Below are 22,387 nucleotides of genomic sequence, written 5' to 3' on the forward strand. Positions count from 1 at the left end.
ATCGTTAGGGGCACCAGGCTTCTCCAGCACGGGGAAATTCATTTGTCCGCAACCGCGCCCATCATCAAGATCGACAGCATCTCGAAGAGCTTTGGCAGCTTCAAGGTTCTGGACGGCCTGTCGATGCAGGTCATGCCGCGTGAGAAGCTGGCGCTGATCGGCCCCTCCGGCTCGGGCAAGACGACGATCCTGCGCATCCTGATGACGCTGGAGCGCATCGACGGCGGTCACATCCAGATCGACGGCGAGCAACTCTACCACATGGAGCGCAACGGCCAGCTGCTGCCGGCCGACGAGCGCCACCTGGCGCGAATGCGCCAGAAAACCGGCATGGTCTTCCAGCTGTTCAACCTGTTTCCGCACAAGAGCGTCATCGATAATGTGACCCTAGCGCCGATGCTGACCAAGGGCACGCCGCGCGCCGCGGCGCAGAAGCGGGCGATGGAACTGCTCGAGATGGTCGGCATGGCCGACAAGGCGAAGGCGATGCCGGCGCAGTTGTCAGGCGGTCAGAAGCAGCGCGTGGCGATCGCCCGTGCGCTTGCTTTGCAGCCGAAGATCATGCTGTTCGATGAGGTGACGTCGGCGCTCGACCCGGAACTGGTCGAGGAGGTGCTCAGTGTCTTGTGGCGGCTCTGCGCCGAGACCGACATGACCATGCTGCTGGTCACCCACGAGATGGGTTTCGCCCACGACTTCGCCGACCGGGTGCTGTTCTTCGATCGCGGCAGGATAGTCGAGGAAGGCAAGCCCGACGAGATTTTCCGCAATCCCAAGCAGGAGCGCACGCAAGGGTTCCTGAAGAAGATCATCGCGGCCGGACATCGTGTCTGACCGCATGCCAAAGGCGGCGATGCCGTCCCTATGGGCGGTTGAGCCGTCCTAAGATCACGCAAACCAAGACAAGAACAAGGAGTTGGGAACAATGAAGAAACTTGGAACTCTGGCCGGCGTCGCCGGTCTCGCGCTTTCGGCGGTTCTGGCCGCCTCGATCACGGGTTCGGCCGACGACAGCAAGCTTGAACAGCTGAAGTCGCAAGGCTTCGCTCGCTTGGCCATCGCCAATGAGCCGCCCTATACGGCTGTCGCCGCCGACGGCAAGGTTTCGGGTGCCGCGCCCGACGTCGCGCGCGAGATATTCAAGCGGCTGGGCGTTGCCGATGTCGCCGCCTCGATCTCGGAATATGGCGCCATGATTCCCGGCCTGCAGGCCGGCCGCTTCGACGTCGTCACCGCCGGCCTGTTCATGAAGCCGGAGCGTTGCGCCGCGGTTGCCTATTCCGAGCCGGTTCTGTGCGACGCCGAAGCGATGCTGGTGAAGAAGGGCAATCCGAAAGGCTTCAAGAGCTACGAGGATGTCGCCAAGGACACGTCAGCCACCATCGGCGCGCCGGGCGGCGGCACCGAGGAGAAGCTTGCGCTCAACGCCGGCGTGCCACGCGAACGCGTCATCGTCGTGCCGGACGGCCAGAGTGGCCTGAAGATGGTGCAGGACGGCCGCATCGACGCCTATTCGCTGCCTGTCCTTTCGATCAACGACCTGATGAAGAAGGCCGCCGATCCGAACCTCGAAGTCATCGCCCCGGTGCAGGGCGCGCCGGTCTATTGCGACGGCGCGGCCTTCAAGAAGGGCGACGAGGCGTTGCGCGATGCCTTCGACGTCGAACTCGCCAAGATGAAGAAGTCGGGTGAGTTCGCAAAGATTATCGAGCCCTACGGCTTCTCGGCGGCGGCGGCTATGTCGACCACGCGCGACAAGCTCTGCGCGGCGAAATAAGGGCGTCTTTCTTGCCTTCTCCCCGTTCACGGGGAGAAGGTGTATGAGGGGCGGCGCCATATTTGGACAAGCTAGCGCTGCCCCTCATCTGCCTGCCGGCATCTTCTCCCCATAAACGGGGAGAAGGAAGCTGAAACCAACGTTGGAAACTTCAACTCTATGACCCAGTGGTCCGGCTATTTCGGCCTGATATTGCAGGGAGCGCTTGTCACCATCGAGCTGACGCTGATGGGGTCGGTGCTCGCCCTGATCATGGCCTTTTTCGCCGGCATGGGGCGCCTGTCGCGCTTCTTCGTGCTGCGGGCCCTGGCCACGGCCTATATCGAGTTCTTCCGCGGCACCTCGATCTTCGTGCAGCTGTTCTTCGCCTATTTCGTGTTGCCGCTGGTGGGTTTCGAACTGACCCCGCTGCAGGCCGGTGTGTTGGCGCTGGGCTTGAACGTGGGCGCCTATGCAGCCGAGGTGGTGCGCGGCGCCGTGCAGTCGATCGGCCGCGAACAGCATGAGGCCTGCGTCGCGCTCAATCTCGGCCGTTGGCAAGGCATGCGCCACGTCATCCTGCCGCAGGCGTTTCTGGTGATGCTGCCGACCTTCGGCAACAATGCCATCGAGCTGCTCAAGGCGACATCGGTGGTCTCGCTGATTTCGCTCGCCGACCTGACGTTCCAGGCACAGGTGGTGCGTGCCCAGACCGGCAACACCATGGTGCCGTTCACCACGATCCTCATCATCTATTTCATCCTGGCGCTGCTCATCTCGTGGGGTGTGCGCTCGCTGGAACACCGCATGGCGCGCGGCCTCGACGGAGTGCGCGTCTGATGGCCAGAGCATTCCTGATGAATTGGGTCCACTGATGGATTGGGACTGGGACTTTGTCCGGCAGATCCTGCCGACCCTGATCCAGGGGGTGAAGATCACCATCCTGGCGACGCTGCTCGGCTCGGTACTGGCCGCGATCGTCGGTCTGGGCATCGCGCTGGCGCGCCGCTCGCCGAACAAGGCGCTGTCGCGCACCGTCGGTTGGGTGGCCGAATTCATCCGCGGCACACCGCTCCTGGTGCAGCTCTATTTCATCTTCTACGTCTTGCCCGACATCGGCATTCTCTTGCCGCCGCTGGTCGCCGGCGTCATCGGACTTGGCTTGCACTACGGCACCTACACGGCGGAGGTCTACCGCGCCGGCATCGACAATGTGCCGCGTGGTCAGTGGGAAGCCGCCAAGGCGTGCAATCTCAGCGCGCGGCAGACCTGGTCCCACATCATCATCCCGCAGGCTATTCCGCCGATGATCCCGGCGCTGGCCAATTACTTCATCGCCATGTTCAAGGAGACGCCGCTGCTCTCGGCGATCACAGTGCTGGAGCTGATGAACCAGGCGAAAAGCGTCGCCAACACCTACTATCGCTACCTCGAGCCGATCACGCTGGTCGGCGCCTTCTTCCTCGCCATCAGCCTGATTTCGGTCGTGCTGCTGCGCTGGCTGGAACGCCGCTACGGCAAGATCGAAAGATAAAAGATGAAGCCCTTGTCCGAGATCAAGCTTGTGCCCGACCGGCCAGCGCTCGATGAGCGTCCGCTGGAGCGGCGTGTCGGGCTGATCATCCTGGCCACCGACCACACGACCGAGCCGGATTTTCGCCGCATGGTGGCGAGCGAACGGATCGGCGTCTATGTCGCGCGCATTCCCTACGCTAACCCGACGACGCCTGAGAACCTGCGCAAGATGCAGCCGGCGCTGACGGCGGGCGCTGCCTTGATCCTGCCCGACGAGCCGCTCGACGCCATCTGCTACTCCTGCACGTCGGCCTCGGTGGTGATTGGCGATGCCGAGATCGAGAAGGCGATCCAGGCCGCCAAGTCAGGTATACCCGTTGTCACTCCTCCGATGGCTGGCATGCGCGGGCTGAACGCCTTCGGCGTGCGCCGGATCAGCATCCTCACGCCCTATACCGTCGAAACCTCCAGACCGATGGCGACCTATTTCGCCGAACGTGGCTTCGAAGTCCTAAGCTTCACCTGTCTCGGCTTCGAGGACGACCGCGAGATGGCGCGCATTGCCCCGGCAGCCCTAATCGATCTCGCGCGCCGGGCGACGCATCCGCAAGCCGACGCGCTGTTCGTGTCCTGCACGGCACTACGCGGCGCGCTGGCGGTCACCGGCATGGAACAGGCGATCGGCCGCCCGGTGGTGACCAGCAATCAGGCGACCGCCTGGAACTGTCTGCGCCTTTGCGGTGATGAGACAGCCCATCCCGAATTCGGCCGTCTGATGACGCTGCCCTTGCCGCGCGGTTGACGACCATGGCGACCGTCACCCTTGGCGATATCCGTGCCGCGGGCGAGCGAATTGCCGGCAAGATCGAGCGCACGTCGATCGTGCTTTCGGCAAGTCTCTCCGAAAGGCTGGGCGTCCCGGTTCAACTCAAGCTCGAGCACCGCCAGACCACCGGCAGCTTTAAATTGCGGGGCGCTTCCAACGCCGTCGCTTCGCTCAGCGCAAGGGAGAAGGCGCGCGGCGTCGTCGCGGCATCGACCGGCAATCATGGCCGTGCGCTTGCGCATGCGGCAAAGCTCGAGGGCATGCGTGCTGTGATCTGCATGTCTCGACTGGTACCCAGGAATAAGCTGGACGAAATTCGCCGCCTCGGCGCGGAAATCCGTATCGTCGGCAACAGCCAGGACGATGCCCAGCACGAGGTCGAGCGGCTGGTGACGGAGGAGGGGCTTGTCATGCTGCCGCCCTTCGACCATCCGGCCATCATTGCCGGTCAAGGCACGCTCGGGCTGGAGGTGATGGAGCAGGTCCCGGATGCCGCTCTGGTGCTGGTGCAACTGTCCGGAGGTGGGTTGGCCTCGGGTGTAGCGGCCGCCGTCAAGGGCGTCCGTCCCGGAACCAGAGTCGTCGGCATCTCGATGGCGCGCGGGGCGGCAATGAAGGCCAGCCTGGATGCGGGCCGCCCTGTGCTGGTCGAGGAACTGACGACGCTGGCGGATTCGCTCGGCGGCGGCATCGGCCTCGACAACCGGCTGACCTTCGCCATGTGCCGCGACCTGCTCGACGATGTCGTCCTGCTCAGCGAGGACGAAATCGCTGCCGGCATTCGCCACGCCTATGAACAGGAACGCGAGATCGTCGAGGGAGCCGGTGCGGTAGGCATCGCGGCGCTGCTCGCCGGCAAGGTCAAGGCGGAGGGGCCGGTTGTGGTTCTGCTTTCCGGCCGCAACATCGACATGCAACTGCATAGGAAGATTGTCTGCGGGGAAACGCCATCGATTTCGGAGCGCGCCGCATGAGCACGATGACCATCCTCACCGAAGCTGAACTGCGCACAATCGTGACGCTCGATCTCGACGCCGTCGCCTGTGTCGAGAACGCTTTTCGTGCGCTCGCCACGCTGCCGGTGGCGATGCCGCCGATCCTGCGGCTCGATATCCCCCAGCATCGCGGCGAGGTTGACGTCAAGACCGCCTATGTGCCTGGTATCGATGGCTTCGCCATCAAGATCAGCCCCGGCTTCTTCGACAATCCCAAACTTGGCCTGCCCAGCGTTAACGGCATGATGGTGCTGCTGTCGTCGAAGACAGGGTTGGTCGAGGCTTTGCTGCTCGACAACGGCTATCTCACCGATGTTCGCACCGCTGCTGCGGGAGCCGTCGCGGCCAAGCATCTGTCGCGGCCGGACTCGTCGGTCGCGTCGATCTTCGGCGCCGGCGTGCAGGCTGGGCTGCAACTGCAAGCGCTGACGCTGGTGCGGCCGATCACGCAGGCCCGCATCTGGGCGCGCGATGCCGCCAAGGCCGAAGTGACCGCGACCACCTTACGCGAAAGGCTCGGCATCGACGTGCGCGCCGAGACTGACGCAGCCAACGCTGTTGCCGGTGCCGACATCATCGTCACGACCACCCCGTCGACCGAACCACTGATCAAGGCAGGGTTTGTCTCGGCCGGCCAGCACATCACCGCCATGGGTTCGGACGCCGAGCACAAGAACGAGATAGCGCCGGCGATCCTGCGCATGGCCGATCTCTATGTCGCCGACAGCGCGAAACAGACGCGGCGCCTGGGCGAATTGCACCATGCCATCGCGGCGGGCGTGATGGCTGGAGACGCGGAGGTGACCGAGCTCGGCCAGATCATCGCCGGCGCGAGGCATGGCCGGCGCTCGGCCAGCGACATCACCATCGTCGATCTGACCGGCACGGGCGTGCAGGATACGGCGATCGCCACGCTCGCCCGCGACCGTGGGCTGGCCGCGAAAGCCGGAACGATCTTTGAAAGCTGACGCCGGCCGCAGGAGCATGATCCGGAAAATGGCAACCGGTTTTCCCCCGCAGATTATGCTCAATCAAAAAATTCCCTGGAGCCGGATTCAACGGAGTTGAAACCGGGCTCCAGCCCCAACAAACGAGGACCAACAAAATGCTGCCAAACCTGAAATTCTCGCGAAGCGAATATGCGGAACGCCTCGCCAAGACGCGGAAAGCCATGGGGGCGAAAGGCGTCGATCTTTTGATCGTCAGTGATCCCTCCAACATGGCCTGGCTCACCGGCTACGACGGCTGGTCCTTCTACGTCCACCAGGCGGTCATCGTGCCGCCATCGGGCGAGCCGGTCTGGTACGGCCGTGGCCAGGACGCGAACGGCGCCAAGCGCACCGCCTACCTCGCCCATGACAACATCGTCGGCTATGCCGACCACTATGTGCAGTCGACCGAGCGCCACCCGATGGATTTCCTGTCGAGTGTGCTGACCGATCGCGGCTGGGGCAAGCTCACCGTCGGCGTCGAGATGGACAATTACTGGTTCTCCGCCGCCGCCTTCGCCTCGCTGCAGAAGCATCTGCCCAACGCCCGTTTCGTCGATGCCACCGCGCTGGTCAACTGGCAGCGCGCGGTGAAGAGCCCAACCGAGATCGACTATATGCGCAAGGCCGCCCGTATCGTCGAGGCGATGCACCAGCGCATCGTCGACAAGATCGAAGTCGGCATGCGTAAGAACGATCTCGTCGCCGAGATCTACGATGCCGGCACGCGCGGCGTCGGCGGCATTGGCGGTGACTATCCCGCGATCGTGCCGCTGCTGCCCTCGGGCGCCGACGCCTCGGCGCCGCACCTGACCTGGGACGATAAGCCGATGAAGTCGGGCGAGGGCACTTTCTTCGAGATCGCCGGCTGCTACAACAGGTACCATTGCCCGCTGTCGCGCACCGTCTTCCTCGGCAAGCCGACGCAGGAATTCCTCGATGCCGAGAAGGCAACGCTGGAAGGCATGGAAGCTGGCCTTGCCGCCGCAAAGCCGGGTAATGCCTGCGAGGACATCGCCAATGCCTTCTTCGCCGTGTTGAAGAAATACGGCATCGTCAAGGACAACCGCACCGGCTATTCGATCGGGCTTTCCTATCCGCCGGACTGGGGCGAGCGCACGATGAGCCTGCGCCCCGGCGATCGCACCGAACTCAAGCCCGGCATGACCTTCCATTTCATGACCGGCCTGTGGCTGGAGACAATGGGGCTGGAGATCACTGAATCCATCCTGATTACCGAAACCGGTGTGGAGTGCCTGGCCAACGTGCCGCGCAAGCTGGTGGTGAAGGATTGAGCCCGATGTCCAGTCTTCGCCCGTCGCCGGTCACGCCGACCGTCGATTTCGATCGTGACGGCGTCCAGCATGGTTTCCTGCGCTTGCCTTATAGCCGCGACGACTCGGCCTGGGGCTCGGTGATGATCCCGATGTGCGTCATCCGCAACGGCAAGGGGCCGGCGGCGCTGCTGACCGGCGGCAATCATGGCGACGAGTATGAAGGGCCGCTGGCGCTCTACGAACTCGCCCGCACGCTCGATCCCAGCCAGGTCAGCGGCACCGTCATCATCGTGCCGGCGATGAACTATCCTGCTTTTCGGGCCGGCACGCGCACCTCGCCGATCGACAAGGGCAACATGAACCGCAGTTTCCCCGGCCGGCCCGACGGCACGGTGACGCAGAAGATCGCCGATTATTTCCAACGCGAGCTGCTTCCCCGCGCCGACATCGTCTTCGACTTCCATTCCGGCGGCAGGACGCTGGATTTCGTACCGTTCTGTGCCGCCCACACTTTGCCCGACAAGGCGCTGGAGCAGAAAGCCTTTGCCGCGGTGGCGGCATTCTCGGCACCATTCTCGATGCGCATGACCGAGATCGATGCGATCGGCATGTATGACACGGCGGCCGAAGAGATGGGCAAGGTCTTCGTCACCACCGAGCTCGGCGGTGGCGGTACGTCGCGAGCCGAGACGGTGCGGATCGCGCGGCGCGGCATCCTCAACGTGCTGCGTCATGAGGGTATCGTCGCCGGGGCGGCCGAGACGGGCGGAACGCAGTGGCTGGACATGCCCTCGGGCGATTGCTTCTGCTTCGCCGAGGATGACGGCATGATCGAAACCATGGTCGATCTCGGCGAACCTGTCGAGGAGGGCGCGGTGGTGGCCCGCATCCATTCCACCGGCCGCACCGGCGTCGCGCCGCGGGAAATCCGGGCCAAAATGTCGGGCATGCTGGCGGCGCGGCATTTCCCTGGCCTGGTCAAGGCCGGCGACTGCGCCGCGGTGGTCGCCGTGAAGGTCGATTGAGCAAAGCGGTTTGTACATGGCTAGGAAGAGACGTCGATGCTCCACTCATTGCATGAAGCCGCGCCATGCCCCTTTTTCGCTGACGATTGCACTCCGGTCGCTGGGCTGTACCGGGAGTAAATTTTTGGGATAAATAGAAGTCTAAATTAACGAGAAGCGGTCAAGGTGGGACATGTAGGCGAGGTATCCTCGCTGCGTGCCGTTGAACGCAACTATAGACGACGCAGCGCGGCAACGGTCGTCCAAAGGCGGACGCTTGGCCTGAATCATGAAGTCTTCGACTGGAGAACATTATCCGGCGCTTGATCATGTTCGAGGCCTTGCGGCTTTCCTGGTCTTCACCTGGCATTTCCTTCATCAGTCTCCCGATGGCCCGGTACCCTACGGCTTCGAACCGGCTCTGCCTGTCTTCAGCTTTCTGGACGAAGGACACACCGGCGTTTCGCTGTTCATGGCGCTCTCGGGCTATCTCTTTGCCAAGCTGCTTGACGGAAGACAGGTCAACTATTTGCCGTTCTTTGCCAACCGGGCGTTGAGGCTGCTGCCACTTCTGTTCGCCGTGATCGTTATCGAGGCCTGCCGCAGGCATCTCGCTGGCCAACCCCTGGACGAGTATTTCACCGATGTCGGCAAGGGCCTCATCTTTCCCACCCTTCCGAACGGGGGCTGGTCCATAACCGTCGAAGCGCATTTCTACATTCTGCTTCCATTCCTGCTGATGGCGTCCAGGCGATTTCCGTTCGCCCCGCTGCTGTTCATCGCCGCAACCATTTTGCTGAGATCTGTACTCTATACCCACCTCGGCGAGGTGCAGTTGGCGGCATCGACAACCATCATTGGCCATGCCGATCAGTTTGTGGCTGGCATTCTTGCTTTTCATCTTCGTGCCTATGCGATGGATCGGCACTGGCTGGCGCTGGCCGTTCTCATCGCATTCTCAGGGTTCTTCTGGTGGTTCGATGCCGCTGGCGGATTTTACCAACTTGGGGGTTATCCGTCGCCCCATTGGATATGGATCATCTTGCCGACCCTGGAGGCGGCGGGATACGCATTCGGCATCGCCTATTATGACACGAGCTTTTCAAGAAAGCGGACAAGCCTGCCGTTCAAAATCCTGGAGAAAGCGGGAGCTTACAGTTATTCGATCTATCTCCTGCACCTGTTCTTCGTCATGCAATTGGCGGCATTCATCGACGTAAACATCATGAGTATCAGCAATTTCTACGTCGCTTGCCTTTGGTCCGCCTTTTGCTTTCTAGCGACAATCCCGATCGGCTATCTCAGCTACACCTGCATCGAAGCACCGTTCTTGCGCATGCGCATGCGATATGCAGTGCCGCGGATTGCTGATCCGAACCCGGCCCAGGGACCGGCTGGCCACATCGGCAGCGGAGCACCTACCCCCTCCAGGGAAGCGGCACGCTGGTCACTGCCATAGAGGGCGGCGGGCTGGCGCGAAAGTCCTAGGCCCGAAGGGCAGGGGCAGCCGCAATCGTGGCGCGTGGTTGCCACCGCGCCGGTTCGCTGCCACATATTGCAACATCAATGCTCGACACGAGGATGCCATGTCTCCCGTCAGCCGCCTGCCGGCACGTGCCCTTGCCCCGCGCCGCCATGACGAGATCCTGCGGCGGCTGGGCGCCCAGGGTTCCGTTAGCGTCGCCGAACTGGCTGGGTTCTTCGACGTCTCGCGCGAAACCATCCGCCGCGATTTGAAGCTGCTTTCCGACCAGGGCAGGCTCGGCATCGTGCATGGCGGGGCCGCCCGCTTCGAACCGAGCGAACCCGCGATGAGCCAGCGCAGCCAGGAAAATGCCCAAGGCAAGGCCGCGATCGGCAGGGCGGCCGCCGGGCTGGTCAGGGATGGCATGGTGGTCTTTCTCGATTCCGGCACCACCACTTTGGCCATCGCGCATGCAATGACGGAACTGCGCGATCTGACGATCTGCACGGCCAGCCTGAAGATAGCGCTGCACCTATGCCATGTTCCCGGCATGCGCGTGCACATGCTGGGCGGCGAAGTCGACCCGGGCGAGGAGGCGGCTTCCGGCATCGACACGCTCGATGCGATGGCGCGCTTTCGCGTCGATATGGCCTTTCTGGGTGGCGGAGCGCTGTCTCCGGTCGGCGAGGTGACCGATTTCACCCGCGCCGGGGCCGAACAGCGGGGCCGGATGATCAGCCTCGCCGGCAAGGCCTATTTCGTGCTCGACAGCAGCAAATTCGGCAAGCTGACGCCGCTCAGAATTCCGAATTTCGAACGTGCCGCTGGGGTAATCGTCGACACCGACCCCGAATTCGCGCTTGCCGAGGCGCTTTCGCACAGGGGGCCTGAACTCATCGTTGCAGCTTGATGTGATATTTTGTGATATTATGAGTTGATATTTGGTTTTCCCATGGTAATGTCTCGGCTATCCCTCAAATGGCGGAACGCTCATGGCACATGAATTTCCCACCCAGGCTCGAATTGTCATTGTCGGCGGCGGCATCATCGGCTGCTCGGTCGCCTATCATCTGACCAAGCTGGGCTGGAGCGATGTGGTGCTGCTTGAGCAGGGACAGCTCAGCGGCGGCACCACCTGGCACGCGGCCGGTCTTGTCGGTCAACTGCGCAGCCATTCCAACATGACCAGCCTGATCCGGTACTCCACGCAGCTCTACAGCGAACTGGAGGCCGAGACCGGCCTCGCCACCGGCTGGAAGAACTGCGGTTCGCTATCCGTCGCGCGCACCACCGACCGCATGGCGGTGTTGAAGCGCACGGCCGCGTCGGCGCGTGCCCAAGGGGTCGAGATCGACGTCATCTCGCCTCGCGAGGCAGCCGAGCTCTGGCCGGTGATGGCGACAGACGATCTGGTCGGCGCCGTCTGGCTGCCCGGAGACGGCAAGGCCAATCCCACCGATCTCACGCAATCGCTGGCCAAGGGCGCGCGCAATGGTGGCGTCAAAATCTTCGAGCGGGTGCAGGTCACCGGCATCACGGTGAAAAACGGCGTCGCCTGCGGCGTCGAGACGGACCGCGGCGACATCGCCGCCGAGATCGTCGTCAACTGCGCCGGCCAATGGGCCCGCAAGGTCGGGCTGATGTGCGGCGTCTCGGTGCCGCTGCATTCGGCCGAGCACATGTACATCGTCACCGGCCGGATCGAGGGTGTGCATCCGGACCTGCCCGTGATGCGCGACCCCGATGGCTTCATCTACTTCAAGGAGGAGGTCGGCGGTCTGGTGATGGGTGGCTTCGAGCCGCACGCCAAGCCGTGGGGCATGAACGGCATTCCCGAAAATTTCGAATTCGCGCTGCTGCCCGACGACTGGGACCAGTTCGAGATCCTGATGGAAAACGCGCTGGTGCGCGTGCCGCAACTGGCGCGGGCCGAAGTCAAGAAATTCTACAACGGACCCGAAAGCTTCACGCCGGACAACAATTTCCTCCTCGGCGAGGCGCCGGAGTTGAAGAATTTCTATGTCGGCGCCGGCTTCAATTCGATGGGCATTGCCAGTGCCGGTGGCGCCGGCAAGGCACTGGCCGAATGGATCGTCAACGGCGCGCCGACCATGGATTTGTGGCCGGTCGACATCAGGCGCTTCGCCGCTTTCAACAACAATCCGCGCTGGCTGCATGACCGCGTCAAGGAGACGCTCGGCCTGCATTACGCCATGCCGTGGCCGAACCGCGAATTGGATACCGCGCGGCCGTTCCGCCGCTCGCCGCTCTATGATCGGCTCGCCGCCAAGGGCGCCTGCTTCGGTTCCAAGATGGGCTGGGAGCGTGCCAACTGGTTCGCGGCGCCGGGAGAGAAAGCCGGGAACGACTATGCCTTCGGTCGCCAGAACTGGCACGAGGCCGTGCGGCGCGAGATGAAGGCGACGCGCGAAGCCGTCGCCATCTTCGACCAGACCTCCTTCGCCAAGCTTCTTGTCCAGGGCCGCGATGCCTGTGCCGTGTTGAACCGCATCTGCGCCGGCGACATCGATGTGCCGGTCGGCACGTCGGTCTACACCGGCGTGCTCAATGCGCGCGGCGGTTACGAAAGCGATCTCACCGTGATGCGGCTTGGCGCGGAAAAATTCCTCATCGTTACCGGTTCCGCCCAGGCGGTCCACGACGCCGACTGGATCGTCAAGAACATTCCGCCGGATGCGCATGCCGTCCTGACCGACGTCACCTCGGCCTATGCGGTGCTGGCGTTGATGGGGCCGCGTTCGCGCGATCTCCTCGGCAAACTGTCGTCGGCCGATCTTTCCAACGCCGGCTTTCCCTTCGCCACTATCCGCGAGATCGATATCGGCTACGCCACTGTCTATGCCAACCGCATGACCTATGTCGGCGAACTCGGCTGGGAACTGATCGTGCCGGCCGAATTCGCCGTCGGCGTCTACGAGGCGTTGCATGAGGGCGGCCGCGAATTCGGTTTGGCCGACGCCGGCTACTACGCGCTCGACGCCTTGCGCATCGAAAAAGGTTTTCGAGCCTGGGGTCGGGAACTGACGCCTGATATCAATCCCTGGCAGGCGGGGCTTGGCTTCGCCGTTGCTATGGACAAGCTGAGTGGGTTCATCGGCCATGACGCGCTTGTTGAGGCAAAGTCGTCGTCGGCACCGGCAAAGCGTATCGTGCTCCTTACGCTCGACGATACCGAGCCGATGCTGTGGGGCGGCGAGTTGGTCCTGCGCGACGGCAAGCCGGTCGGCGAGGTTCGCTCGGCCGCCTACGGCCATACGCTTGGCCGGTCAGTGGCGCTCGGCTTGATCGAAAACGAAACCGGCGTGGATGCTGTGTTCCTGAGCGGCGGCCATTTCGAGATCGATCTAGCCGGCGTACGCCATGCGGCTACCGCGCATCTGCGCAGCCCCTACGATCCGAAGTCGGAGCGGGCGAAAGCTGATGCAATGGAGATCAGGGCCGCGGCTTAATCCGTCGACATAGAGCGCGCCATGTCGAGAAAGGCGCGCACCAGTTTGCCGCCGCTGCGCTCGCGCAGGCAGATCAGCGCCTCGTCCATCAAGGTCTCGGGCGCGTCGATGGTGATTGGGACGAGCCGCGAATCCTGGCCGAATTCGGCCGCCGAGACAAAGCCGATACCGGCGCCCGAGGCGACGATTTCGCGCACGGCTTCCCGGCCTTCTGCCTCGATCACAGGCCTGAGTTCGATCTTCGACGCGGCGGCCAGGTCTTCGAGCTTCTGGCGCGTCTTCGAGCCGCGCTCGCGCATGACCAGGGATTCCTGTGCGAGCTGCTTGAGCGTCAGCGATTTCTTCCCCGACAGCGGATGGTCGATCGAGGTGAAGGCGATGATCGGCGTCGAGTTCAGTTTCAGCACTTCGAAGTCGCGTCCGGCGGGCACCTCGCCCAGCACGCCGATATCGGCATCGTAGCTGTAGAGGCTGCTGATCACCGTCTCGGTGTTTCCGGCACGCACCGAGACCTGCACTCCGGGATAGCGGGCGCGGAAGCTGCCGAGAATGTGAAGCAGATGATGCGCGGCGTCGGCGACGATGCGCAGCGTGCCGGAACGCAGGGCGCGCGACTCGGTCAGAAGCTCCAACGCCTGCTGCTCGGTGTCGAACATGCGGTGGGTTATTTCGAGCAGTTTCTGGCCGGAATGGGTCAGCGTGACCTGCTTCTTGTTACGATTGAACAGCAGGACATCATACTCTTCCTCGAGCTTGCGGACCTGGTCCGATATCGCCGGCTGGGTCAGGAACAGCGCTTCGGCCGCCCGCGAAAAGCCGCCGGAGATCGCCACCTGATGAAAGGCCCGCAACTGAACATAGCGCATCTTCTTCGCTCCCGAGCCTCTCTGGTTACCAGCAGCCTATCATAAGCCCTGCTATGCAAAAGCCGGAAACAAACGATTCGGTTTATGTCTTGGAATGGGCCTGCCGGGTTTCACGAAGCTGTCACGAGCGCCATGCAGCTTCTGCTGTCTGTATCGGATCATCACTGAAATCGATACGTCGATACAAAATAACGATTTTACAAATATATGCCCTCAGCCAACAATGGCGCCAGATCAAAAAAGCAGCGACCTGTCGGAGGACATCATGCTCGCCGAAACGAAATTTGCCGCGGAGCCGCTGACCAGGCCGGCGCTGGGCGAGCCCTATCTGTTGACCCCCGGGCCGCTCACCACGGCCTATTCGGTCAAGCAGGCGATGCTGCGCGACTGGGGATCGTGGGACGGCGACTTCCGCGCCATGACATCAGACATGCGCCGCCGCCTGCTGGCGCTGACCGGTGACACCAATGGCGAGTTCGACTGCGTGCCGATGCAGGGCTCAGGCTCGTTCTGCGTCGAGGCGATGCTGGGGTCGTTCGTGCCCAGGGATGGCAAGGTTCTGGTGCTGGCCAATGGTGCCTACGGCCTTCGCGCCGCACAGACCATGCAGTATCTCGGCCGCGCCTATACGCTGATCGACAAGGGCGATTACCTGCCGCCGCGCGGCGACGAGGTGGCGGCAGCGCTCGAAGCCGACCACGCCATCACCCACGTCATCGCCATTCATTGCGAGACCAGCTCCGGCATTTTGAACCCGGTCGCCGAGATCGCCGAGGCGGTGCACACCAAGGGCCGCAAGCTGCTGGTCGATTCCATGAGCGCGTTCGGCGCCGTCGCGCTCGACGTCAACGAGATCCGCTATGAGGCGATGGTCTCGTCGGCCAATAAATGCATCGAGGGCGTGCCCGGCTTCGGCTTCATCATCGCCCGCAAGAGCGAACTCGAGGCAGCCAAGGGGCGCAGCCATTCCCTGTCGCTCGACGTCCACGCGCAGTGGGCGCACATGAACAAGACCGGCCAGTGGCGCTACACGCCGCCGACGCATGTCGTCGCCGCTTTCCTGGAGGCGCTGCGCCAGCATGAGGCTGAAGGCGGCGTCGCCGGCCGTGGTGCCCGCTACACCAGGAACCGCGACGTCATGGTGTCGGGCATGCGCGAACTCGGCTTTGAGACATTGCTCAAGGACCGCTGGCTGTCGCCGATCATCGTCACCTTCTTCAACCCGGCCCACGCCAACTTCGCCTTCGATCGCTTCTACGAACTGATGAAGGACAAGGGCTTCATCATCTACCCCGGCAAGCTGACGGTCGTGGACTCCTTCCGTGTCGGCTGCATCGGCCAAATGGACGAACATGTCATGCGTCGCGTCGTCGAGGCGGCGGCGCAGTCGCTTGATGAAATGGGCGTCGACACCGCCGCTCCACCCGCCGCGGCAATCGCCGAGCGCGCCAAACTCGCCGCCTGAAGCGGCCGATTTCGAGGATTTTTGATGAACCAGATGTCTCCCATCAACGTCGCGGTCAACGGCCGCACCTACGCCTGGCCGCGCGTGCCGGCGATCGCCATCTGCCTCGACGGCTGCGAGCCGGCCTATCTCGATGAAGCGATCAAGGCCGGGCTGATGCCGGCCCTGGTCAGGATCAAGGAGAAGGGCACGGTGCGTTTCGCACACTCGGTCATTCCGAGCTTTACCAATCCCAACAATTTGTCGATCGCCACCGGTCGCCCGCCCTCGGTGCACGGCATTTGCGGCAACTATCTCTACGAGCGCGAGACCGGCAAGGAAGTGATGATGAACGACCCGCGCTTCCTGCGCGCGCCGACCATTTTTCAGGCCTTCTATGATGCGGGCGCCAAGGTTGCCGTTGTCACCGCCAAAGACAAGCTGCGTGCGCTGCTCGGCAAGGGTCTGTCTTTCGACGAAGGGCGCGCGCTGTGCTTTTCGGCGGAGAAGTCCGATACGACCACGGTTGGCGAGCACGGCATCGACAATGCCTCGAAGCATTTCGGCCTGCCTGTGCCAGAAGTCTATTCGGCCGAATTGTCGGAATTCGTCTTCGCCGCCGGCGTCCAGTTGCTGAGGGAATTCCGCCCCGACATCATGTACCTGACGACGACGGACTATGTGCAGCACAAATACGCACCGGGCGTGCCGCAGGCCAACGCCTTCTACGAGATGTTCGACAAGTACCTGACCGAACTCGATGCGCTGGGCGCCGCGATCGTTGTCACCGCCGACCATGGCATGAAGCCCAAGCACAAGGCCGACGGTGCGCCCGACGTCGTCTACGTCCAGGACCTGCTTGACGAATGGCTGGGCAAGGATGCCGCCCGCGTCATCCTGCCGATCACCGACCCCTATGTCGTGCACCATGGCGCGCTGGGCTCTTTCGCCACCGCCTATTTGCCTGATGGCGCGGACCAGGCGGGCATCATGGCGCGGCTGGCCAAGGTTGACGGCATCATGCTGGTCGTCGATAGCCGGACGGCCTGTGAGCGCTTCGAACTGCCGGCTGACCGCATCGGCGACATCGTGCTGGTCTCGACCGAGAACAAGACGATCGGCACATCGGAACATCGCCATGATCTGGCGGCGCTGAACGAGCCGTTGCGCTCGCATGGCGGGCTAACCGAGCAGGAAGTGCCGTTCATCGTCAACCGCGTGCTACCCGATTTGCCTGATGAGCCGGCGCTGAGGAACTTCGACGCCTTCTACTACGCCACGCTTGCCGCGGCGCTCGCGTGACGGATGGGTCGGGTGCCGGTAGGTGTCGCCTCCATGATGGCGCTGGTCGACCCCCACTCCGTCGAGCTTCGCTCGACACCTCTCCCCCGATCGACGGGGGAGAGGAAATCAGGCGAGGTCGGCGCCACCACGCTTTTAGGCTAAGCCGCCGCTAGCCCTGGCGGCCTTCCTCTCCCCCGTTGATCGGGGGAGAGGTGGCCCGAAGGGCCGGAGTGGGGGTCGACGCCTCGCCGCGACGTACCCAAGAATCTGCCGGAGCAGAGCACATGACCAAGCTTGACCCTGCCATCAAAGTTCGCCACGAGCCGATGCGCATTGCCGGCAAGAAGGTCGATGCCGGTGGTGTTGTCGAGGTGCGTTACCCCTGGAACGACACCGTCATCGGCATCGTCCCCGCCGGCCGCGCCGAACACGCCCGCCAGGCGTTCGAGATCGCTGCAGGCTACAAGTCGAAGCTGACGCGCTACGAGCGCCAGCAGATTCTGTTCCGCACGGCGGAAGCACTGGCGTCGCGCCGGGAAGAAATATCCGATCTGATCACGCTCGAGCTCGGTATCTCCAAGGCCGACTCGCTCTACGAAGTCGGCCGCGCCTATGATGTGTTCACGCTGTCGGCGCAGATGTGCATCCAGGACGATGGCCAGATCTTCTCCTGCGACCTCACCCCGCACGGCAAGGCGCGCAAGATCTTCACCACGCGCGAGCCGCTGAAGGCTATCTCGGCGATCACGCCATTCAACCATCCGCTCAACATGGTCTCGCACAAGGTGGCGCCGGCCATCGCCACCAACAATTGCGTGGTGGTGAAGCCGACCGAACTGACGCCGATGACGGCGTTGGTGCTGGCCGACATTCTTTATGAAGCCGGCCTGCCGCCGGAAATGCTTTCGGTGGTGACCGGCTGGCCGGTCGACATCGGCAACGAGATGATCACCAACGAGAATATCGACTTGATCACCTTCACCGGCGGCGTGCCGGTCGGCAAGATGATCGCCCGCACCGCCGGTTACAGGCGCCAGGTGCTGGAACTCGGCGGCAACGATCCGCTGATCATCCTCAACGATCTCTCCGATGACGATCTGGCCAAGGCCGCCGATCTGGCGGTCGCCGGTGCGACCAAAAACTCCGGCCAGCGCTGCACGGCGGTCAAGCGCATCCTCGTCCAGGAAAGCGTCGCCGACCGCTTCGTGCCGCTGGTGCTGGAGCGGGCGAAGAAGATCCGCTTCGGCGATCCGATGGACCGCTCGACCGATCTCGGCACCGTCGTGCACGAGAAGGCGGCGGCGTTGTTCGAAGCGCGCGTCCACATGGCGGCCGAGCAGGGGGCTGAGATTCTCTACAACCCGGGTCGTCAGGGTGCGCTGCTGCCGCCAATCGTCGTCGACCGCGTGCCGCACACATCCGAACTGGTGATGGAAGAAACGTTCGGGCCGATCATCCCGATCGTGCGCGCGCCGGATGACGATGAAGCACTGATCGCGTTGTCCAACTCGACCGCCTTCGGCCTGTCGTCGGGCGTCTGCACCAATTCGTTTTCCCGCATGCAGAAATACATCGCCGGCCTGCAGGTCGGCACGGTGAACATCTGGGAAGTGCCGGGCTACCGCATCGAGATGTCGCCCTTCGGCGGCATCAAGGACAGCGGCAATGGCTACAAGGAAGGCGTCATCGAGGCGATGAAGAGCTACACCAATGTGAAGACATTTTCGCTGCCTTGGTCCTGACCGGATCACATAAGCTGGCGGAACAAACCGAGGGAGCGTCCCACGCTCCCTCATTCGCATTTCGGAGACAATGATGGCCGCGATATCAGAGCTTGTGCATACCGAAGGCGATTCCAACACGACGGCGGCGCGCGGCCGCTGGGATGCGGGCCAGGACGATCCCCGCATTCGCGGCCTGCTCGATCGCGATGCCGCCGCGTTCATGCACCAGAGCCTGTCCAGCCCCTGTCTTTCGACGATCGCTAGGGCGGAAGGCATCTGGATCGAGGACACCGCCGGCCGCCGCTTCATGGATTTCCACGGCAACAGCGTGCATCACCTCGGCTACGGCCACCCGAGATTGGTGGCGGCGATCAAGAAGCAACTCGACGACCTCTGCTTCGCGCCGCGCCGTTTCACCTGCGAGCCCGCCGTCGAACTGGCCGAAAAACTGGCCGCGCTGGCTCCCGGCGATCTCGGCAAGGTGTTGTTCACCACCGGCGGCTCCGATGCCATCGAGGTCGCGCTGAAGATCGCGCGGGCGGCCACCGGCCGTTTCAAGACGGTGTCGTTCTGGGATGCTTTCCATGGCGCCGGCTTCGGCGCGGCCAGCGTCGGCGGCGAGGCGACGTTCCGCTCGCATATATCAGGCCCAATGATGACCGGCACCGAGCATGTCGCGCCCTGGGATGGCTATCGTTGCCCCTATGGCCACGATAGCCTCGAGGCATCGGGGCTCGCTTGCGCCAACATGATCGCCTATGTGCTCGGCCGCGAGCAGGACGTGGCGGCTGTCGTTGCCGAGCCGATGCGCGCGACGCCCAATCCACCGCCGCCCGGTTTCTGGAAGCGCGTGCGCGAGGCCTGCGATAGGCACGGCACGCTGCTGATCTTCGACGAGATTCCGACCGGCCTCGGCAAGACCGGAAAATTTTTCGCCCATGAGCATGACGGCGTAACGCCCGACATCGTTGTCCTCGGCAAATCACTCGGCGGCGGCATCCTGCCGATCGCCGCCGTCATCGCCCGCCGCGACCTCGACGTCACCGGCGGCTTTGCCATCGGTCACTACACCCATGAGAAAAACCCCGTGACGACGCGTGCGGCGCTGACGACCATCGACATCATCCTGGAAGAAGGACTGGTCGAACGTGCGGCCGAGCTTGGCCGGCATATGCTGGGACGCATGCAGGATCTGATGGGGCGCTCGCCCCATGTCGGCGACGTCAGGGGCAGGGGATTGATGGTTGGCGTCGAACTCGTCGAGGACCGGGCCTCGCGCCAGCCCGCGCGCGATCTTGCCGAACGCGTCTTCTATGCCTGCCTCGAACAGGGGCTGAGCTTCAAGGTCAGCCACGGCAACGTGCTGACGCTGTCGCCGCCGCTGGTGATTTCGAAAGCCGATCTCGACCGTGCGCTCGACATCGTCGAACGCGCCGTGTTGACGGCCTGACCGTGAAAGCCGTCCGCACCGACCGCGAGCTCGAATGCCCAGGCATCGATGCCGGCTTGCGGGCAAGGGGCGTCGAGCTGGTAACGCTGCCGGATGGCATCCCCGAGGCGGAGCTCAAAGCCGCGATCGCCGACACCGATCTGCTCTTGATGTGCTACACGCCAATCACTGCGGGGGTGATCGACGCGGCGCCCAGGTTGAAGGGCATCGTCAAATATGGCGTCGGCATCGACGCCATCGATATTCCCGCAGCGATGCGGCGTGGCATTCCCGTGGTCAACGTGCCCGACTATGCCGAGGAAACCGTTGCCGAAGGCGCCTTCGCGCTGATGATTGCGCTCGCCAAGCGGCTGCCGGGGATCACCCAGGCAATGACGCGAGACGGCTGGATTTGGCCCGAACAGCGCTGGCTGGGACGCGATATATCAGGCGCCACGCTTGGGCTGGTCGGCTGCGGCAAGATTGGCCGCAGCATGGCGCGCATGGCCGGCCAGGGGTTTCGCGCGCGCGTCGTTGGTTTTGATCCCGGTGTCGATGCCGCGACGATGCGCGCCGCCGGCATCGAGAAGGCCGACGACCTGCACGCCATGTTGCGTGCCTGTGATTTCGTTTCGTTGCATTGCGTGCTGAATGACCAGACACGCGGCCTGATCGGCAAGCATGAGCTCGCCTGCCTGAAACCGTCGGCCATCATCGTCAATGTCTCGCGCGGTGCGCTGATCGATGAGGCGGCGCTCGTCGAGGCGATCGTTGCCGGTCGCATCGGTGGTGCCGGGCTCGACGTCTATTCGGTCGAGCCGCTGGCGAGGTCAGGCCATCCGATGAGCGCATTGTTCGGTCGCGACAATGTGATCCTGTTTCCGCATCTTACCTTCTTCACCTACGAGGCGATGCGCCGGCTGGAAGACGACACGCTCGCGCGCTGTTTCGAAATTCTCGAAGGCCGGCCAGTGACCATCCGCTCGCATGATCCGCGATTGCGGGCGCAGACCGCAGGCATTGTGTTCGGCCGATAACCTATATTTTCAAACCGGTAGCCGCCATCGGCGCAGCATATTTGTATCCACGACATCGATGCGACAGTTCCATGACAAATATCAGAGAAAGTTTGCGTCTCATAAAATAAATAGATTTTACTTATCGATGCCCAATCCCCAGAGTTGTCACAACGAAGACATCCAACCGGCTCAACGTCCGCCAGAGACCCAAAGGCCGGTTGGTCCTAGTGCATCGCAGAATGTGCCTTCAATCAAAGGGGAACTGGTTATGAAATCAAGAAACGCAACCATGGTCGGGGCCTTCGCCGCATTGCTCGCATCGGCGGCTCTCATTGGGCCGGCACTTGCCGACGGCGTCGTCACCGTCTACTCCGCCGATGGGCTGCATGATGGCAATGGCAGCTGGTACGAGACCGAATTCGCAGCCTTCACCAAGGCCACCGGCATCACCGTTCAGTATATCGAGGCGGGCTCGGGCGGCGTCGTCGAGCGCGTCGCCAAGGAAAAGTCGAACCCGCAGGCCGACGTGCTGGTGACCTTGCCGCCCTTCATCCAGCGCGCCGCCGCGGACGGTCTGCTGCAGGATTACAAACCCGAAGCCGCATCCCAGATCGACGGCGGCACCGACAAGTATCGGCCGCTGGTCAATAACTACATGAATTTCATCTACAACAGCGCCGTGCTGTCCGAAGCGCCGAAGAGCTATAACGATCTGCTCGATCCGAAGTTCAAGGGCAAGATCCAGTACTCGACCCCCGGCCAGGCTGGCGACGGGACGGCCGTCATGCTGCAGATCATCCATGCCTTTGGCGGCGAGGATGCCGGCTTCGAATTCATGAAGAAGCTGCAGGACAACAATGTCGGCCCGTCCGCCTCGACCGGCAAGCTGACCGCGCTGGTCAACAAGGGCGAGCTGCATGTGGCCAATGGCGACCTGCAGATGAACATGTCGCAGATGGCAGACAATCCCAACATCAAGGTGTTCTGGCCCGCTGGCCCCGATGGCACCCGCTCCACCTTTGCGCTGCCCTATGAAATCGGCCTGGTCACCGGTGCGCCAAATAGCGACAACGGCAAGAAGCTGATCGACTTCCTGCTGTCCAAGGAGGCACAGTCGACTGTAAGTTCCGTTGCCCTCGGCATGCCGGCCCGCAAGGACGTGACGCCGTCCGACGCCAATTTCGCCAAGCTGCAGGAGGCGATGAAAGGCCTGACCATCTGGTCGCCGAACTGGGACGAGGCGCTGAGCAAGCTTCCCGACTACGTCAAGAAGTGGAACGAAGCGACCGGAAGTTGATCCGCACGGGAAGCAATCCGGAGAACA

The 22,387-nt window shown here is 63.1% G+C and carries 19 protein-coding genes; 18 read left to right on the plus strand and 1 reads right to left on the minus strand.

The genetic code is table 11. The features are described 5' to 3' along the window. Positions 1-42: 42 nt before the first annotated feature. The 12 genes from ehuA to FJ936_RS10375 all read left to right on the plus strand — a co-directional run bounded on the left by ehuA (position 43) and on the right by FJ936_RS10375 (position 13,297). On the plus strand, positions 43-834 hold the full coding sequence (ehuA, locus tag FJ936_RS10320) for an ectoine/hydroxyectoine ABC transporter ATP-binding protein EhuA (protein ID WP_015319080.1): 792 nt from the start codon (positions 43-45) through the stop codon (positions 832-834). A 91-nt stretch (positions 835-925) separates the two neighbouring features. Next, positions 926-1,777, plus strand: coding sequence for an ectoine/hydroxyectoine ABC transporter substrate-binding protein EhuB (gene ehuB, locus FJ936_RS10325; RefSeq protein ID WP_015319079.1), 852 nt, complete (start codon positions 926-928; stop codon positions 1,775-1,777). A gap of 159 nt (positions 1,778-1,936) precedes the next feature. Beyond that, positions 1,937-2,596, plus strand: coding sequence for an ectoine/hydroxyectoine ABC transporter permease subunit EhuC (ehuC, locus tag FJ936_RS10330; RefSeq protein WP_140791532.1), 660 nt, complete (start codon positions 1,937-1,939; stop codon positions 2,594-2,596). Positions 2,597-2,630: 34 nt separating this feature from the next. Continuing rightward, complete coding sequence (gene ehuD, locus FJ936_RS10335) at positions 2,631-3,290, plus strand: ectoine/hydroxyectoine ABC transporter permease subunit EhuD (protein ID WP_015319077.1); 660 nt, start codon at positions 2,631-2,633, stop codon at positions 3,288-3,290. 3 nt (positions 3,291-3,293) lie between these two features. Continuing rightward, positions 3,294-4,073, plus strand: coding sequence for an ectoine utilization protein EutA (eutA, locus tag FJ936_RS10340; RefSeq protein WP_140791534.1), 780 nt, complete (start codon positions 3,294-3,296; stop codon positions 4,071-4,073). 5 nt (positions 4,074-4,078) lie between these two features. Then, positions 4,079-5,071, plus strand: coding sequence for a hydroxyectoine utilization dehydratase EutB (gene eutB, locus FJ936_RS10345; RefSeq protein WP_140791536.1), 993 nt, complete (start codon positions 4,079-4,081; stop codon positions 5,069-5,071). Then, positions 5,068-6,060 (plus strand): ectoine utilization protein EutC, encoded by a 993-nt coding sequence (gene eutC, locus FJ936_RS10350; RefSeq protein WP_140791538.1) that lies wholly within the window; start codon positions 5,068-5,070, stop codon positions 6,058-6,060. Before eutB ends, eutC begins: the two co-directional genes overlap by 4 nt. A gap of 137 nt (positions 6,061-6,197) precedes the next feature. Continuing rightward, complete coding sequence (gene doeA, locus FJ936_RS10355) at positions 6,198-7,376, plus strand: ectoine hydrolase DoeA (protein ID WP_140791540.1); 1,179 nt, start codon at positions 6,198-6,200, stop codon at positions 7,374-7,376. A gap of 5 nt (positions 7,377-7,381) precedes the next feature. Beyond that, entirely contained in the window at positions 7,382-8,383 is a 1,002-nt protein-coding gene (gene doeB, locus FJ936_RS10360; protein WP_140791542.1) for a N(2)-acetyl-L-2,4-diaminobutanoate deacetylase DoeB, read from the plus strand. Positions 8,384-8,651: 268 nt separating this feature from the next. Beyond that, positions 8,652-9,821, plus strand: a complete 1,170-nt coding sequence (locus FJ936_RS10365) for an acyltransferase (RefSeq protein ID WP_140791544.1) — start codon at positions 8,652-8,654, stop codon at positions 9,819-9,821. Between the two features lie 127 nt (positions 9,822-9,948). Continuing rightward, entirely contained in the window at positions 9,949-10,737 is a 789-nt protein-coding gene (locus FJ936_RS10370; RefSeq protein ID WP_041163907.1) for a DeoR/GlpR family DNA-binding transcription regulator, read from the plus strand. 82 nt (positions 10,738-10,819) lie between these two features. Then, complete coding sequence (locus FJ936_RS10375; RefSeq protein ID WP_140724380.1) at positions 10,820-13,297, plus strand: FAD-dependent oxidoreductase; 2,478 nt, start codon at positions 10,820-10,822, stop codon at positions 13,295-13,297. Here FJ936_RS10375 and FJ936_RS10380 read toward each other — a convergent pair. Then, a complete protein-coding gene (locus tag FJ936_RS10380) occupies positions 13,294-14,163 on the minus strand; it encodes a LysR substrate-binding domain-containing protein (protein ID WP_140724383.1) in 870 nt (289 codons plus the stop codon). The genes FJ936_RS10375 and FJ936_RS10380 overlap by 4 nt on opposite strands. Positions 14,164-14,428: 265 nt before the next feature. On the opposite strand from FJ936_RS10380, the gene FJ936_RS10385 reads away from it, so the two are divergent. From FJ936_RS10385 to FJ936_RS10410, 6 genes are all read left to right on the plus strand, one after another. Continuing rightward, complete coding sequence (locus FJ936_RS10385) at positions 14,429-15,628, plus strand: 2-aminoethylphosphonate--pyruvate transaminase (protein ID WP_140724386.1); 1,200 nt, start codon at positions 14,429-14,431, stop codon at positions 15,626-15,628. A gap of 24 nt (positions 15,629-15,652) precedes the next feature. Continuing rightward, positions 15,653-16,909 (plus strand): phosphonoacetate hydrolase, encoded by a 1,257-nt coding sequence (phnA, locus tag FJ936_RS10390; RefSeq protein WP_140724388.1) that lies wholly within the window; start codon positions 15,653-15,655, stop codon positions 16,907-16,909. Positions 16,910-17,175: 266 nt separating this feature from the next. Further along, complete coding sequence (phnY, locus tag FJ936_RS10395) at positions 17,176-18,633, plus strand: phosphonoacetaldehyde dehydrogenase (RefSeq protein ID WP_140724391.1); 1,458 nt, start codon at positions 17,176-17,178, stop codon at positions 18,631-18,633. A gap of 73 nt (positions 18,634-18,706) precedes the next feature. Beyond that, positions 18,707-20,065: an aspartate aminotransferase family protein gene (locus FJ936_RS10400; protein WP_140724394.1), complete on the plus strand. Its 1,359-nt coding sequence runs from the start codon at positions 18,707-18,709 to the stop codon at positions 20,063-20,065. A 2-nt stretch (positions 20,066-20,067) separates the two neighbouring features. Next, positions 20,068-21,081 carry an NAD(P)-dependent oxidoreductase gene (locus FJ936_RS10405; RefSeq protein ID WP_140724397.1) on the plus strand — a complete coding sequence of 338 codons (1,014 nt, stop codon included), beginning with the start codon at positions 20,068-20,070 and terminating at the stop codon, positions 21,079-21,081. A 250-nt stretch (positions 21,082-21,331) separates the two neighbouring features. Continuing rightward, on the plus strand, positions 21,332-22,360 hold the full coding sequence (locus tag FJ936_RS10410; protein ID WP_140724400.1) for a 2-aminoethylphosphonate ABC transporter substrate-binding protein: 1,029 nt from the start codon (positions 21,332-21,334) through the stop codon (positions 22,358-22,360). Positions 22,361-22,387 lie beyond the last annotated feature (27 nt).

The sequence above is a fragment of the Mesorhizobium sp. B2-4-13 genome, from assembly GCF_006658535.1.
Classification (GTDB): Bacteria; Pseudomonadota; Alphaproteobacteria; order Rhizobiales; family Rhizobiaceae; genus Mesorhizobium; species Mesorhizobium australicum.